This window comes from Sphingomonas sp. F9_3S_D5_B_2, from assembly GCF_054263715.1.
The window spans coordinates 134,627-149,984 of the sequence record NZ_JBSZFB010000001.1 but is presented as its reverse complement, the minus strand read 5'-3'; the positions used below and the strand labels follow the sequence as shown (position 1 = coordinate 149,984).

Annotated in this window: 11 protein-coding genes; 10 read left to right on the top strand and 1 reads right to left on the bottom strand. The window is 63.9% G+C overall.

Features of this window, described 5'->3' with window-relative positions:
* Positions 1–8 precede the first annotated feature (8 nt).
* Together ACUXST_RS00660 and ACUXST_RS00655 are read left to right on the top strand one after the other, a co-directional pair.
* On the top strand, positions 9–644 hold the full coding sequence (locus ACUXST_RS00660; RefSeq protein ID WP_458388025.1) for a DUF4893 domain-containing protein: 636 nt from the start codon (positions 9–11) through the stop codon (positions 642–644).
* Positions 644–1,954 carry an amidohydrolase gene (locus tag ACUXST_RS00655; RefSeq protein ID WP_458388981.1) on the top strand — a complete coding sequence of 437 codons (1,311 nt, stop codon included), beginning with the start codon at positions 644–646 and terminating at the stop codon, positions 1,952–1,954. Before ACUXST_RS00660 ends, ACUXST_RS00655 begins: the two co-directional genes overlap by 1 nt.
* Here ACUXST_RS00655 and ACUXST_RS00650 read toward each other — a convergent pair.
* Complete coding sequence (locus tag ACUXST_RS00650; RefSeq protein ID WP_458388024.1) at positions 1,951–2,904, bottom strand: aldo/keto reductase; 954 nt, start codon at positions 2,902–2,904, stop codon at positions 1,951–1,953. The genes ACUXST_RS00655 and ACUXST_RS00650 overlap by 4 nt on opposite strands.
* A 124-nt stretch (positions 2,905–3,028) precedes the next feature.
* Between ACUXST_RS00650 and prsK the strand changes: the two genes are divergently transcribed.
* The 8 genes from prsK to ACUXST_RS00610 all read left to right on the top strand — a co-directional run bounded on the left by prsK (position 3,029) and on the right by ACUXST_RS00610 (position 15,356).
* Positions 3,029–5,119 (top strand): XrtA/PEP-CTERM system histidine kinase PrsK, encoded by a 2,091-nt coding sequence (prsK, locus tag ACUXST_RS00645; protein ID WP_458388023.1) that lies wholly within the window; start codon positions 3,029–3,031, stop codon positions 5,117–5,119.
* Complete coding sequence (prsR, locus tag ACUXST_RS00640) at positions 5,116–6,480, top strand: PEP-CTERM-box response regulator transcription factor (protein ID WP_458388022.1); 1,365 nt, start codon at positions 5,116–5,118, stop codon at positions 6,478–6,480. The genes prsK and prsR overlap by 4 nt, the downstream gene beginning before the upstream one ends.
* Before the next feature lie 70 nt (positions 6,481–6,550).
* Positions 6,551–7,639, top strand: a complete 1,089-nt coding sequence (locus tag ACUXST_RS00635) for an ABC transporter ATP-binding protein (protein ID WP_458388021.1) — start codon at positions 6,551–6,553, stop codon at positions 7,637–7,639.
* Positions 7,636–8,511: a carbohydrate ABC transporter permease gene (locus ACUXST_RS00630; RefSeq protein ID WP_458388020.1), complete on the top strand. Its 876-nt coding sequence runs from the start codon at positions 7,636–7,638 to the stop codon at positions 8,509–8,511. The genes ACUXST_RS00635 and ACUXST_RS00630 overlap by 4 nt, the downstream gene beginning before the upstream one ends.
* Complete coding sequence (locus ACUXST_RS00625; RefSeq protein ID WP_458388019.1) at positions 8,511–9,335, top strand: carbohydrate ABC transporter permease; 825 nt, start codon at positions 8,511–8,513, stop codon at positions 9,333–9,335. Before ACUXST_RS00630 ends, ACUXST_RS00625 begins: the two co-directional genes overlap by 1 nt.
* Complete coding sequence (locus ACUXST_RS00620) at positions 9,332–10,639, top strand: ABC transporter substrate-binding protein (protein ID WP_458388018.1); 1,308 nt, start codon at positions 9,332–9,334, stop codon at positions 10,637–10,639. Before ACUXST_RS00625 ends, ACUXST_RS00620 begins: the two co-directional genes overlap by 4 nt.
* Positions 10,640–10,766: 127 nt before the next feature.
* Positions 10,767–13,718 carry a TonB-dependent receptor gene (locus ACUXST_RS00615; protein WP_458388017.1) on the top strand — a complete coding sequence of 984 codons (2,952 nt, stop codon included), beginning with the start codon at positions 10,767–10,769 and terminating at the stop codon, positions 13,716–13,718.
* Positions 13,719–13,847: 129 nt separating this feature from the next.
* Positions 13,848–15,356 carry a tryptophan halogenase family protein gene (locus tag ACUXST_RS00610; RefSeq protein WP_458388016.1) on the top strand — a complete coding sequence of 503 codons (1,509 nt, stop codon included), beginning with the start codon at positions 13,848–13,850 and terminating at the stop codon, positions 15,354–15,356.
* The last annotated feature ends 2 nt before the right edge of the window (positions 15,357–15,358 follow it).

Sequence of the window (15,358 nt, the reverse complement as noted above, 5' to 3'; positions counted from 1 at the left end):
TCGCCGCCATGCGCGTCGTCCCCCTCCTCCTTGGTCTTGTCGCACTCACCGGATGCAGTGCGATCCGGCAATCCACGAGCATGTTCCCGAACCGCAGCCGCGACTGGCACCGCGTCGCCACCGACGACGACCAGAAGCGCTTGCGTGACTGGCGGGCGACATTCGTTTCTGCCGTAACGGCAGCGCGAAAGGCCGGTGACGGTCCGCAGATCGATCGCGAAGGGCCGCTCCTGCAAGCCGACGCGGCGCTTGCCGACGGCACCCTGCCAGATGGGCTGTACAGGTGCCGGACCATCCGGGTCGGCGCAAAGGCGTCAGGCGCATCTGCCTACATCGGATCAGCGACCTCAACCTGCCGTGTGACGCATCAAAGCAGGCTCCAGGGACTTGTGACGGGCGGTGGGCCGCAGCGCGAGATGGGGCTGATCTTCCCCGGAGATCCCATTCGACAGGTCTTTCTCGGAACCCTCATGCTCCCGGGAGAGAACCGCGCCATGCAATATGGGGCTGACGAGAACCGTGATGTCGCCGGGTACGTCGAGCGGATCGGTCCCGCGCGATGGCGGCTCGTCATGCCGGCCCCGCATTTCGGATCGATGCTTGAGGTCGTGGAACTGGTACCGTTGTCCGGGGGGATACGTTGATCAAGAACCTGCTGCTTGCCGCCACTATCGTGAGCCTGCCCATGCCCGCAAATGCCGCCGCCCTGTCAGACGCGATCCGCAGCGACATGCCGGAGCTGATGGCGCTTTACCGCGATCTCCACGCCAACCCCGAGCTGTCGATGCAGGAGTCGCGCACGCCGGCCAAGCTCGCTCCGGAGATGCGGAAGCTCGGATTCGACGTGACCGAGCACGTCGGCCAGACGGGCCTCGTCGCCGTTCTCAAGAATGGGGCCGGGCCAGTGCTGCTCATCCGGGCCGACATGGACGCCCTGCCGGTCAGCGAACAGACCGGGCTTCCGTTCGCGTCGAAGGTGCGGACCAAGACGCAGACCGGCGTCCAGACCGGAGTCATGCACGCGTGCGGCCACGACACGCACATCACGACGTGGCTTGGGACGGCCCGGCGGCTCGTCGCGATGAAAGGTCAATGGTCAGGAACGCTCGTCATGGTCCTTCAACCGGGTGAGGAGACCGGCGCCGGGGCAAAGGCCATGCTGGACGACGGTCTGTTCAGCCGCTTCCCGAAGCCCGACACGATGATCGCCTTCCACGACTCCGCTTCGCTGCCGGCCGGCGTCATCGGTGTGACGCGCGGCTATGCGCTGGCGAACGTCGACAGCGTCGATGTCGATGTCCACGGCGTTGGCGGCCATGGAGCTTACCCGCAGTCGACCAAGGATCCGATCGTTCTTGGCGCCAAGATCGTCATGGCACTCCAGACGCTGGTCAGCCGCGAAAACGATCCGGCTCAACCGGCGGTCGTAACTGTCGGCAGTTTCCACGCCGGCACCAAGCACAACATCATCTCGGACGAGGCCAAGCTGCAACTGACCGTGCGCAGCTACACGCCAGAGGTTCGCAAGGTGCTGCTCGACGGCATCGCGCGCATCGCCAGGGGTGAGGCGATTGCCTCGGGGATCCCGGACGATCGGATGCCGAAGGTCATCGTCGAGGAGCCTTCGACTCCGGCAACGTTCAACACGCAGCAGCTCTCGACGCGGCTGCTCGACCTGTTCAACTCGCATTTTGGGGCAGACCGGGTGGTCGAGACTAAGCCGATCATGGGAGGCGAGGATTTCAGCCGCTTCTGGCTTGCCGACCAGTCGAAGCAGAGCACCATCTTCTGGGTCGGCGGCGTGCCGAAGGCCAAGTGGGATGCGGCCAAGGGCGACACGTCAAAGCTGCCCTCCCTCCATAGCCCCTTCTGGGCGCCTGATGCCGAAGCGGTGATTTCCACCGCGACTGAGGCAATGACCGTCGCCGCCCTCGACGTTCTGAAGAAAAGCTAGGCGGGCACCGCTTCCGCGCTGGCTGCATTCAGCCGCGCGATCTGGTCGACATTGAGCCGCAAGTGCATCGCCGCGGTGAGGTCCTTGAGCTGGTCGACGCTCGTCGCGCTTGCGATCGGCGCGGTGACCGCCGGCTGAGCCATCAGCCACGCGAGGGCGATGGTGCCCAGCGCAGCGCCGGTCTCGGAGACAATCTCGTCCAAAGCTTCCAGGACTCGCATGCCCTTGCCTTCGAGGTAGGCGACGTTGCGCATGCCGCGAGGGCTTTTGTCCAGGTCCTCGTTGCGCCGGTACTTGCCGGTCAGGAAGCCATTGGCGATGCTGTAGAAAGGAAAGACGCCCAGGCCATTTCGCAATGCCGCGCTCTGCAGGTCGGCCTCGAAGCGCTCGCGTTCGACGAGATTGTACCACGGTTGCAAGGCGACCGCCGGCATGAAGCCCAGCCGTCTGGAGGTCTCGACCGCCTCATCCACCCGGTCTGCAGTGAAGTTGGAGATGCCGACGGCCCGGATCTTGCCCTGCTCCCGCAGCCGCTCGAACGCACCCAGGCTCTCGGCCAGCGGCACTGCGGGGTCGTCCTGGTGCTGGTAGTAAAGGTCGATGGTTTCGATGCCGAGCCGCTGCAGCGACGCCTCGCACGCCTGCTCAACGACGTTTGGAGCGAGTCCGGCAACCATGCCGACCTTGGTCGCGATCACCACCTTGTCACGCTTGCCGGGGTCGCGCTTCAACCACCGGCCGATCACCGCCTCGCTCTCGCCACCGCTGTGACCCGGAACCCAGGCGGAATAGACGTCCGCGGTGTCGATCATCGTTCCGCCCGCTTCGACGAACGCGTCGAGGACGTCGAAGCTCGTCTGCTCGTCCGCTGTCCAGCCGAACACATTGCCGCCGAGGGCGAGGGGCGCAACCGCGATCCCGCTGTCGCCGATGACGCGCTGTTCGACCATTTCCCTGCTCCTGCTGGCTGTCTGTCCGCTGCGACCAATGTCTCAATTGCGCAAGCGTTCACCACTTCTTTGTAAAGTTTAGCGACACCTCCGGCCATGTCGGAAGAATTGACAGGCTAGAGGCGTGCAGGACCCTGTCGGCTTCTGGAGCTATGCGCTCGCAGCGTGCGCCTTCGCCTGCGTCACGCTGTGGCGCCTGCGCTCACGGCTGGACCGGTCCGATCAGTTGCTTCTCGCCGCCTGTCTCGCCACGGCGGTCTGGGCGGTGGTTGCCGGGGTGTGCGGCCGCGACGCAGCGATCACGATGATCTTCGGCAACCTGCGCTGCCTCGCCTGGATCATCCTTCTCTACGAGATGTCGGAGGGCGTGCGCAGTCAGTCCGTCAGTGGGCTTCGCCTGGTCTTCGGCGCGGTGACGCTGGTTATCGGGCTCGGCCTCATCCTCAGCCTCCTCGGCATCGCGCCCGGCCTGTCGACAAGCGAGCTCAGCAGGGTGCAGGTTACCGGCCGACTGTTGCACATTACCATGTCAGCGGGCGCACTCGTCCTAGTGCACAATATCTACGGTCAGGCTGCGCCGGAAAGCCGCCATCGCATTCGCGGCCCGATGCTCGGCCTTACCTTAATGTTCGGGTACGACCTCAACCTCGCGACGGTTGCGTACCTGGACAGCCACGGAGCTTCCGATCTCTACCGCCTGCGCGGCGTGTTCCTGGCACTCACGGCACCCTTCTTCGCTTCTACAGGCGGCGCGAAGGAGTCGCTGAAGATCAAGCTCTCGCGCGCAGCGACGTTCCAGTCGCTCTCACTGTTCGCGATCTGCTGCTATCTTGCGTCGATGGCCGTGCTGGCCGGCGCACTCCGCAACCCGAAATGGAATTGGGGAAGCGCCGCGACGGCCGTGCTGTTCCTGGTCCTGCTCGCCGCCGCATCGACGCTGGTCATGTCCGAGCGGACCCGTGGCTGGATGAAGGTCAAGCTCAACAAGCATCTGTTCGAACACCGCTATGATTATCGCAGCGAGTGGCTTCGCTTCACCGACACCTTGGGCCGCTCCGGCGCCCAGGCGCCGGCGCTCGGCGATCGGATCGTCAAGGCGTTCTCGGCCATCGTGGATTCACCGGGCGGACTCCTGCTGGTCAACGACGCAGGCGGGAGCATCGCGGCGGCGGCTTCCTGGAGCTGGCCGAGCGCAAATCCGCCCGCCGGTCATCCGGAAGCGGACGCGACCTTCTGGGGAGAGGTCGAGAGCCGCGGCCGGATCATTGAGTTCGAGGCGCTTCGGCAAGGCTGGGGTGATCCCGCTGACCGTACGCTGCCGGTCCCCATGTGGATGCTCGAGGACCGCTGCGTCTGGGCCGGGATCCCGCTCGTCCACCACGAACGCCTAGTCGGCATTGTCCTTCTCGCGGCGCCCGAATACCGGCGTGCACTCGACTGGGAAGACTTCGACCTATTGCGGACGGCGGGGCACCAGGCAGCTAGCTCGCTTGCCGAGGCGCACGGGCAAGAGGCGCTTTCGAACGCCCAGCGGTTCGAGGAATTCAACCGGCGCTTCGCGTTCATCCTCCACGACGTGAAAAACCTGGTCAGCCAGCTTTCGCTGCTCGCGCGCAACGCCGAGCGCCACGCCGACAATCCGGAATTCCGGGCCGACATGATTGCGACGCTGCAGTCCTCCGTCGGCAAGATGAACGACCTGCTGGCCAGGCTGTCGCCGCATACCGGCGCCCGCGTCGACACTACCGACACGCAGCCGTTGCGCCCGCTCCTGGAAGCAGCGATTGCGGCGAAGCGCCGGAGCCTCGACGTCCGCCTGGTCGGCGACACCAATCTTCACGCCGAGGTCGATGCGGCGGCATTCGAACAGGCAATTGGCCACCTGCTCCAGAATGCGCTCGAAGCGAGCGAGTCCGGCGAGCCGGTGACCGTCCGCGTCGGCGACCGCGGTGACGGCGTCGCAATCAGCATCATCGACAAGGGCTGCGGCATGGACGTCGACTTCGTCCGCAACCGGCTGTTCCAGCCATTCTCCTCGACCAAAACGGGCGGGTTCGGAATCGGCGCCTTCGAGGCGCGGTCACTGCTCGTTGCCATGGGTGCGCGCGTCACGGTCGACAGCCGGCCCGGCAAGGGCACAACGTTTACCATCCTGCTTCCCGCCTCCGAGCCTCGGATGGCGGTTGGGCAGGACAAACTACGGATCAGCGCATGACTGAATCGAGTGACCTCCCCGTCCTGCTCGTCGTCGAGGACGACGAGGGCCTGCAGCGGCAGCTGAAATGGGCTTACGACGGCTATCGCGTCGTCTGCGCCGGGGACCGGGCGAGCGCCATAGAGGCATTGCGGGCGCACGAGCCCGCCGTGGTGACTCTGGACCTCGGATTGCCGCCCGACCCGGATGGAACGGATGAAGGGTTCGCGACGCTGCAGGAGATCCTGCGCCTGAAGCCCGACACCAAGGTGATCGTCGCAACCGGTCACGGCGCTCGCGAGAGCGCGCTCAAGGCGATCGCTCTGGGCGCGTATGATTTCTACCGCAAACCGGTCGACATCGACGACCTCGGCCTGATCGTCGCGCGTGCATTTCACCTCGCCGACATCGAGGATGAAAACCGCAAGCTGGAGTCCGGTGCTGCCGGGACTGCAGTGCTCGGGTCGATCATTTCCGCCGCGCCCGAGATGCTCAAGGTTGCCAAGACGATCGAGCGAGTGGCTACTGCGGACGTGTCGGTCATGCTGCTCGGCGCCAGCGGCACTGGCAAGGAACTGCTGGCCCGCGCGGTGCACGAGAAGAGCGGACGCAAGGGCGGCTTCGTCGCCATCAACTGCGCGGCCATTCCGGAGAACCTGCTGGAGGCCGAACTCTTCGGTTACGAACGCGGCGCCTTCACTGGAGCGGTCAAGTCGAACGTCGGCAAGATCGAGCTTGCCGAAGGAGGTACCTTGTTCCTCGACGAGGTCGGAGACATCCCCCTGCCCTTGCAGGTCAAGCTGCTGCGCTTCCTTCAGGAACGCGTCATCGAGCGGATCGGCGGACGCCAGCCGATCGCGGTGAACACCCGTATCGTCTGTGCGACGCACCAGAACCTCGAGACGATGATTGCCGACGGGCGATTCCGCGAAGATCTCTATTATCGGCTTGCCGAGATCGTCGTGAAAATCCCCAGCCTTTCGGAGCGTTCCGGAGACGCGGTCCTGCTGGCACGGCACTTCGTCAATCGCTTTGCGCGCGAGTTGAACCCCAAGGTGCAGTCGCTTGCGCCCGATGCGGTTGCGGCGGTCGATGCTTACGCCTGGCCGGGGAACGTTCGGGAGCTCGAGAATCGCATCAAGCGCGCCGTGATCATGGCTGACGGCCGCGCGGTCGGTGCAGCCGATCTCGACCTGCCGGGGACTGCCGCTGCCGAGCCGGATGCGATCAATCTCCGCGCCGCGCGCGAGATCGCCGACCGCCGCGCGATCCGCCACGCGATGACCCGCACGGAGAATAACATCTCGGGTGCTGCGAAGCTGCTGGGGATCAGCCGGCCAACTCTGTACGACCTGCTAAAGCAGTACCAATTGAGCAGCTAACGCAAGTAATCACTCGCCCGTTGCCGAGTCCCGCGCATCCTGTAGATTGCTCCCGAAGGGGAGATTGCGTTTGACCTTGCAGCTGAACGGCGTCCGCAAGTCCTATGGCGGAACGCCGGTCCTCGACGATGTCTCGCTGACGCTTGCCGCGCGCGAGTTCATTGCGTTTCTGGGGCCGTCGGGCTCGGGAAAGTCCACGCTGCTGCGCATCATCGCCGGACTGGAGCGCGCGGACGCCGGCGAGGTTCTCCTCGATGGGGAGCGCATCGACCAATTGCCGCCCGGCGACCGCGGGGTGGCAATGGTCTTCCAGCACTACGCGCTCTATCCGCACATGACGGTCCGCGAGAACATGGCGTTCGGGCTGCGAAATGCGCGCGTGGCCAAGGACGAGATCGAGCGGCGGATCAACGACGCTGCCGCCGTTCTCCAGATCGACGAGCTTCTCGACCGCAAGCCCGCGCAAATGTCCGGCGGGCAGCGGCAGCGGGTCGCAATCGGCCGTGCGCTGGTCAAGGAACCGAAGCTGTTCCTGCTCGATGAGCCCCTGTCCAACCTGGATGCCGCGTTGCGCCTGCGGACGCGGGTGGAATTGGCCCAACTCAAGCAACGCGTCGATGCGGCGGTGATCATGGTCACACACGATCAGGCCGAGGCGATGACGCTTGCGGACCGGATCGTCGTCATGAGCGACCGCCGCATCCAGCAGGTCGGTGCGCCGATGGAGATCTACAATCGGCCGGCGAACACGTTCGTTGCGCAGTTTGTCGGCTCGCCGGCGATGACGCTGGCGCCTGCGCAGTTGCTCGACGGCGGCGAGAGCGCGACATTGCGGCTCGGCGACGGGTCCCAGGTGCAAACGCCGCTCACACGCGACGTCCTGCCCGCGACTGCCGAGCTGCGCCTCGGCCTGCGCCCGGAAGCGGTTCACGTAGGTGGTGGCGGAGCAGCCACGACCAAGGCCAAAGTCGAACTTGTCGAGCGCCTTGGCGAGCGCACACTCGTGTACGGCCGGCTCTCTGACGGGCAGGCGATCACCGCGGAGGCAGAGGGCGACAGCGCTGTGAAGATCGGCGACGAGGTTCCGCTGACCATCGACGGCGAGGCCGCGCACGTCTTCGGCCCTGACGGAACCGGCTATCACAGGGCGGCCGCGTGAGGGCTGAACGCGACTGGCGCGGACTGTTGTTCGTCGCGCCCTTCCTGCTGCTCTATGCGATCATCCTGATCTACCCGCTGTTCCGCGGTTTGTGGCTCAGCCTCAACCAGGTCGACCTGTTCGGCGACGGCCACTTTGTCGGCTTCGGCAACTACGCGCTGCTGGCGCAGGACGGGATTTTCGTCGCGTCGATGCTGAACACGTTCAAGGTCGCCGTGATGATCGTCCCGGTGTTGACGGTCATTGCCCTGCTGCTCGCCCTGGCGCTGAACAGTGCGGGCAAGGGAGCGGCGTTGCTTCGGGGGATATTCTTCTCGTCAGCGGTCCTGTCAGTGACCATCGTCACGCTGATCTGGCGTTTCGTTCTCGCCCCCGACGCTGGGCTCCTGGGCGATCTGTGGACGTGGCTCGGCTGGACGCCACTGCCGTTCCTCAGCAGCGAGCGTCTTGCCCTGCCGGCGATTGCCCTGACCACGATCTGGTGGTCGGTCGGTTTGCCGATGCTGCTGTTCCTCGCCGGACTGCAGCAGATTCCACAGGACATGTACGAGGCAGCCGCACTCGACAATGCGAACCGCTGGACGACGTTCTGGCGGATAACCTTGCCCTCACTTCGCCGAACACTGGTCCTCGTCATCATGTTGCAGACAGCGGCCCAGCTGCAGCTGTTCGGACAATCGCAATTGCTGACCGCCGGCGGCCCGAGCGGCGCATCCCGCACCGCCGTCCTGTTCCTGTTCGAGATGGCCTTCGCGCAATGGCGCCTCGGTTACGCGAGCGCCGCGGCCGAAGTCCTGTTCCTCATCATCCTGGCAGTGACGATCACCCAATATTGGGCGACCGGCCGCAGCACCGCGCAGGAAGGTCGCTGATGGAGCGCGGACGCCTCGGGCCGGTCGGCTGGTTCCTGTTGATCGTCGGCGCCCTGATCATGATCGCGCCGCTTGCCTGGACCCTGCTACTCTCACTCAAAAACAATGCCGAGCTAGTGGGCAACAGCGGCGCTGCGCTACACGGCCCGTACACGCTCGAGAATTACGGCGCCATTTTCGGCAATAGCGGCACGATGCGTTGGCTCCTCAACAGCGCCATCGTCGCGCTCGGCACCACAGCGGGCGTGCTCATCCTCGCGAGCCTCGCCGGTTATGGTTTCGCGAGACTCGATTTTCCCTTCCGCCGCACATTGTTCGTGATCGTGCTTCTCGGCCTCGCCGTACCCAGCCAGGCCATCATCCTTCCGCAGCATCAGCTGTTCGCCTGGGCACATCTGCACAACAGCTACCCGGGACTGATCCTCCCTGGCCTCATCGCGCCGTTCAGCGTCTTCTTCATGACGACCTACATGCGCGGCATCCCGCGCGAGCTGGACGAAGCGGCGATGCTCGACGGGGCTTCGCGCTGGACGACATTCTGGAAAGTGATCCTGCCGCTGACCGTGCCGGCGCAATCGACGCTCGCCGTTTTCACCTTCCTGGGCAGCTGGAACGATTATTGGTGGCCGCTGATCTCCGCGACGCACAGTGAGATGTACACGCTGACCGTCGGGCTCGCCGCCGCGCAGATGAATTATGCGCAGACCAGCGGTTTGGGTTACCTCATGGCCCAAGCGGTGTTCGCGTCGATCCCGATCTTCATTGTCTACATCGTCTTCCAGAAACAGATCGTTCGCGCGATGGCCGGCACGGCGGTCCGATGAAGCGCGCTATCTCCGCAGTGCTCGCCGCCCTGGTTCTCGGTAGCTGCTCCGCGGGGGACAACCGCACGCATCTCTATCTCCAGCGCTTCTTCGGCGAGTGCGGCGCCGAATACGGCAACAGCATCGATGTTTCCAAGGCCGAGGGAGAGTGCGGGATCATCACGACGATGATTGCCCGCTTCAATGCCGAGAACCCGGACGTCCACGTCGACGTGAACGTCATCGCTTGGCCCGGCTATCCCCAACTGACCGCGCAGATGGCCGCGCGCGATCCGCCCGACCTCGTGACGATGCATGAAGGCGTGATCACCGATTACGCGGCGAAGGGCTTGCTGGAGCCCGTCGACGGTTACCTGCGCCAAGCCGGAATTTCGCCGGCCGACTTCACCGACGCGAGCCGCGCGGGTGTGGCGATCGGCGGCCAGTTCTTCGGCCTGCCATGGGACACGCACGGCGGCCTATTCCACGTCAACACGGCGCTTTTTGCCAAGGCCGGACTGATGCGGAACGGCAAGCCCGTGCTTCCGAACTCCGCCGACGAATTGCTCGCGCAAGCGCGCCAGTTCGAACAGCGCACCGGCAAGCCCTACCTGATCCAGAGCCTTGTCGGAGACACCGCGTTCGCTGCGCGTAACCAGTATACCTACATGATAGCGCAGGGCGCGGTGCTGTTCCCGGACCCGCATCACATCAAACTGAACACGCCCGTCGGCCAACAGGTTGCGGCCTACTTCAAGCGCATCAACGAAGAGCGCCTTGGAACGCTCAACATGGACACGCCCGCCGCGATTGCTGCGTTCATCAGTGGCGCGGGCGGCATCTATCCGACCGGCACCTGGATGATCGGATCGTTCCAGAAGGAAGCGGAAACTCCCGGCCGGCCGCTGTACAAAAGCTACGCTGTCTTCCCCTATCCGCGCTTGTGGGGGGAACGGGTCGAGTTCGTCAGCGGGCATTCCTGGGTGGTCCCAGCCCGGAAGCGGTCACCAGCGCAACGCGACGCGATAGCGCGGTTCTTCCGGTTCATGGCCGCGCACAATTACGACTGGGCGCGGACGGGCCATATCCCCGCGTTCAAGTCAGTGCTTGCGGACCCGCGCTTCCGTGCGCTGCCGCACCGCGCCGACATCGCTCCGCTTGCGACCATCGGGCGGCCGCTCCCCAGCTACGTACAGCGGCAGAACGCAATCGAGGGTATCGTGGGCGAAGAAACCGACGCGGCAATCACAGGACAAAAGCCAATCACCCGCGCGCTGACCGACGCTCAGCGGCGCGTCGACACGCTTCTCGGCCAGCTGGATTAGCGGCAGAAATCTCCTTCTTAACGTGCATTAGTGTTGCGCGATTGCTGCTTGTAACTTCGCGTAAACGGGGCATACCAAGCACTCCAAATAACGGCATTTCGCCGGTTGTCGCTGGAGGGGGCTCATCATGCGGCGTGCTCGGAATATTCTGTTGTCGACGAGTGCACTTGCGGCATTCGGTTTCGTCGGTTCTCCTGCCGTTGCGCAGGACCAAACGGTCACTCCAACCAACCCTGCAGCAACTGCGCAGCAAAGCCCTGCGGATCCGCAGCCCAATGCGGACGCTCCGCAGAGTCCGGCCGCAGCGGCCGGCAATGGCACGGACCAAGGGTCGATCGTGGTCACAGGTCTGCGCCGGTCCTTGCAGTCGGCACGCAACATCAAGCGTAACAGCGATCAGATCGTCGATGCGATCGTCGCCGAGGACATCGGCAAACTCCCGGATATCACCGTATCCGACACTGCCGCCCGGATCCCCGGCATCCAGGTCGAGCGCGCCGGCGGCGAAGCCAACCGCGTCCTTCTGCGTGGTCTCGACAACGTGTACTATACGACCACGTACAACAGCCGCGAACTGTTCACAGCTGAAACGCGCTCTGTCGCACTTCAGGACTTCCCCGCTGGCGCAATCGCGTCAGTCGAAGCATTCAAGACATCGACTGCGAATCTTATCGAGCCCGGCATTGCTGGCCTCGTAAACGTTCGGTCCAGACGTCCGTTCGACTTCAAGGGGCTGGAAGTCGCAGGATCGGTCTGGGGTGTCTTCCCCAACCAGTCACGCGATAATTCCGTGAATGGGCAGCTGTTGCTGAGTGATCGGTGGCGCGCCGGCGAGGGCGAATTCGGTGCGCTGATCAATTTCTCTTACACGCGCATGCACTATCAGGATTCGGTCCGGCGGCACGGCTTCTTCATCGCAGATCTCGCCGGAGGCCGCTCACCCGACTACCCGGAAATTCACTACAACGAGGGCAACCGCTGGCGGCCTTCGATCAATGGCGCTCTCCAGTACCGCATCGGCGGCCTGCAACTCTATGCGGAAGGTCTCTGGCAGGGCTACCGCGAGCGGCAGCTCGACAGCATGTGGGCGCAGCCGCTGTGGGGCGGCGCAAGCTATGACAATCTCGCATTCCGCGACGGCACCAATGAAATAATCAGCGGCACCGTCCACACGCCCGGCGCGTGCTGCGGCACTGACAGCGATGCATGGGGCTTCAAGGGCTCCACGCACCGCGAAACCAACACCTACCAATTTGCCGCTGGCGGAAGCTACGATGCAGGACCGCTCCGCATCAGCGCCGACCTGGCGCACACATCCAGCCACTTCAAATTGCGCACTGAAAGCATCGATTATCAGATCGGTACGCACGATTACGACGTAAACTGGTATACGGGCGAGCCCGGCGGTTCCGGGCCGACGTTCGAAGTCGTCGGGCTCGATCCGACCGATCCCTCCAATTACCAGTATCGCGGCTTCTTCGAAGACTATTCGGACCCCAAGGGGAAGGACTGGCAGGGGCGTGTCGACTTTGAATACGACCCGCACCTGAACTTCATTCCCAAGATCCAGTGGGGCGTCCGATATGTGGACCGGAAGGCTTCCGATCGCGGCGGCTCGTTCTACTGGAACTTGCGGAACGCCAACATTCCCATTTCGGACGTTCCTCTCGACTACGAACTGCTGCACCCCGCATTCCGGGGCGACAATCATCGGCCATTCCCGTTTACCTGGCTGGCACCGACGTACAGCAGCCTCTGGGACGATCTTCAGGGTTTCCGGCAGTGGAACATCGATCAATCGGGGGTCGGCTCCGTTGACGGACCGCCGATCGATCCGGCGCGATCCTACAACATCAATGAAAGATCCTACGCCGCCTATGGGCAGGTGAACTTCAAGTTCGACGCGGGTCCTGCAGCCATTGACGGAATTATCGGTCTTCGCGCGGTCAAGACCAAGCAGAACATCCAGGGCACGCTGGTCCAGACGGCCGTAACGACGCCGCTCGATTACTCCAACACATTCACGGACTGGCTCCCCAACGCGAACTTGAACGTACGCTTCAGTCGGGCTTGGCAGGTTCGGCTCGCCGCCACCAAGACCCGCACGCGTCCAAGGTTCCAGGACCTCAACCCGGCTCTGGTCTTAGACCAGGCGAACACCGGTTGCGATCCGACCCAAACGAATTGCGTTCGGACCGGCAGGGGCGGCAACCCGTTCTTGAAGCCCTTCAAGTCGAGCAATTATGACGCGAGCCTGGAATATTACTTCTCGCCGACCGGCTTCGCTTCGGCCGGTGTTTTCCACCGCGACATCAAGGGCTTCATCGCCAACCAGACAATCCTTTATCCCGATCTAGATCCGGAAACCGGGTTTCCGCTGGAGATCCGCGGCCCCGTGAACACCGATAAGGGGAAGATTGACGGTTTCGAAGCGCAGGTCCGGACCTTCTTCGACTTCGGCTTCGTGCCGAGCTGGGCGCGGTCGTTCGGCGTCGAGGCAAACGTCACCCACATCAAGGCCAAGGCAGTGTTCAGGGTCCTCGGTAACCCCGAGACGTTCCTGAGTGAGCCGCTGCCCGACGTCTCGAAGTGGAGCTACAACCTCACCGGCATGTACGAGCGAGGGCCGCTGTCGATCCGGCTTTCGTACAACTGGCGCGGGCGTTATCCGGAGGGCGGGCTCGCCGACAACGGCCTCTACACCCTTCAGGGTCTTGCAAAGCCCTCGCCCAGGCTGGACCTGTCGACGAGCTACACGCTCAGCGACAGCCTGACGTTCTTTGCGGATTGGACGAACATCCTCAATCATCCGTTCAGGTCGGACATCGTCCGCACCAACTACGATCTCAGCGGGTCTGTCACGTCGACGGAGCGTTTCCCGATGGTCGTCCGCTATGAGGAGAGGGTGATCTCCGCCGGCGTACGCTTCCGCTTCGGTGGCAGCAGCCCAGCACCGGTTGCGTCGGCTCCTATGATGCTTCCGCCGCCGCCGGCGCGTGAGCCAGCACCGGCTGTGGAGCAGCCCGCTCCGCCGCCGCCGCCACCCCCGCCCGCCTCCTCGGGAGAACGCGGCCAGTAAGGACTTACCAATCGCAAAGATCGCGGCGGCCGGACTTCGAAAGTCCGGCCGCCGTTTCTTCGACTGCCGAGCACGGCATCCCACTTTAGCCTTCTTGCGTGCAGCGCCCGTCCATGCTCGACAACGGCCATGACTGAGTACGCCATCCGCAAAGTGGTAATCGTTGGCGGAGGCACGGCTGGATGGATGGCGGCAGCGGCATTCTCGGTGCTGCTCGACAAGGGTCAGATCGAAACAGTCCTAGTCGAGTCGGACGAGATTGGAACGATTGGCGTCGGCGAGGCCACCATCCCGCCGCTTCAGGCCTTCAATCATATGGTCGGGATCAATGAGGACGAGTTCCTTGCCGCCAGCCAGGGCACCTTCAAGCTCGGGATAGAATTCGTCGATTGGGGAACAGTCGGAGAGCGATATTTCCACCCGTTCGGACCGCACGGCCAGGACCGGCGCGGAGTCCAGTTCCACCAGATGTACCTGAGCCAGGCCCAACAACAGCAAATGCCGAGTATCGACGAATGGTCGATGAGCGGCGTTGCCGCCCAGCTCGGCCGCTTTACGCGGCCTGGAGCGGAAGCGCCGATGCCGCTGGCGCAGCTCGGCTACGCCTTCCACTTCGACGCAAGTCTGTACGCCCGCTTCCTGCGCACCCATGCCGAGCGCAACGGAGTTCGCCGCATGGAAGGCAAGATTGTCGAGGTTTCAATGGACGGGGAGACCGGGCACGTCCGGTCAGTGACGCTCGCTAGCGGCACGGTGCTCGAGGGCGACCTGTTCATCGACTGCTCTGGGTTTCGCGGCCTGCTCATCGAGGAGAACCTCAACACGGGCTACGAAGACTGGAGTCATTGGCTGATTTGCGACCGCGCCGTGGCCGTCCAGAGCAAACTGGTGGGCGCTCCCGACCCGTTTACTCGGTCAACCGCCCGGCCGAGCGGCTGGCAGTGGCGAATTCCACTGCAGGCGAGGATGGGCAACGGGCTTGTTTATTCAAGCGCACACCTGAGTTCCGCAGCTGCCGAGCAACTGCTTCTGACGAAGCTCGAGGATGAACCACTCGCACCGCCGCGCCACCTTTCGTTCAAAGCCGGTCGCCGGCGGCTGGCGTGGAACGCGAACGTCGTCTCTCTCGGTCTATCGAGCGGCTTCGTCGAACCGCTGGAATCTACAAGCATCCAACTCGTCCAGAGCGGCATTGCGAAGCTCATCTCCCTCTTCCCGGACCGCCGCTTCAATCCCGTCGAACGCGACGAATACAACCGTCAGATGCAGGAGCTGTTTGAAGATGTGCGCGACTTCGTCATCCTGCACTATAAGGCCACACGCCGGAACGATTCCGACTTCTGGAATTACTGCCGCACAATGGAGGTGCCCGACAGTCTCGGCTCCATGCTCGACTTGTGGCGCTCAAAGGGCCGCGTGTTCCGCCAGGGGCGTGAACTGTTCGGAACGGCAAGCTGGGTGGCTGTCCTGCTCGGCCAAGGCTTTATCCCTGAGGAACCGGAACCTGCGGTCGGCGCGATCGACCCTGCATTCCTGGCTGACGTGCTCGACAAGATGCGCCTGAGCTATCGCCGCATGGCGGAGCAGATGCCGACCCACGCCGACTTCATCCAGCAGGCATGCCGCGCGCCGATTTAACC

Bases quoted from the DNA above. Each gene is read 5' to 3' on its own strand.
- ACUXST_RS00650 (WP_458388024.1), bottom strand. From the start codon at position 2,904: ATGGTCGAACAGCGCGTCATCGGCGACAGCGGGATCGCGGTTGCGCCC.
- ACUXST_RS00625 (WP_458388019.1), top strand. From the start codon at position 8,511: ATGGAGCGCGGACGCCTCGGGCCGGTCGGCTGGTTCCTGTTGATCGTC.
- ACUXST_RS00620 (WP_458388018.1), top strand. From the start codon at position 9,332: ATGAAGCGCGCTATCTCCGCAGTGCTCGCCGCCCTGGTTCTCGGTAGC.
- ACUXST_RS00615 (WP_458388017.1), top strand. From the start codon at position 10,767: ATGCGGCGTGCTCGGAATATTCTGTTGTCGACGAGTGCACTTGCGGCA.
- ACUXST_RS00660 (WP_458388025.1), top strand. From the start codon at position 9: ATGCGCGTCGTCCCCCTCCTCCTTGGTCTTGTCGCACTCACCGGATGC.
- prsR (WP_458388022.1), top strand. From the start codon at position 5,116: ATGACTGAATCGAGTGACCTCCCCGTCCTGCTCGTCGTCGAGGACGAC.
- ACUXST_RS00610 (WP_458388016.1), top strand. From the start codon at position 13,848: ATGACTGAGTACGCCATCCGCAAAGTGGTAATCGTTGGCGGAGGCACG.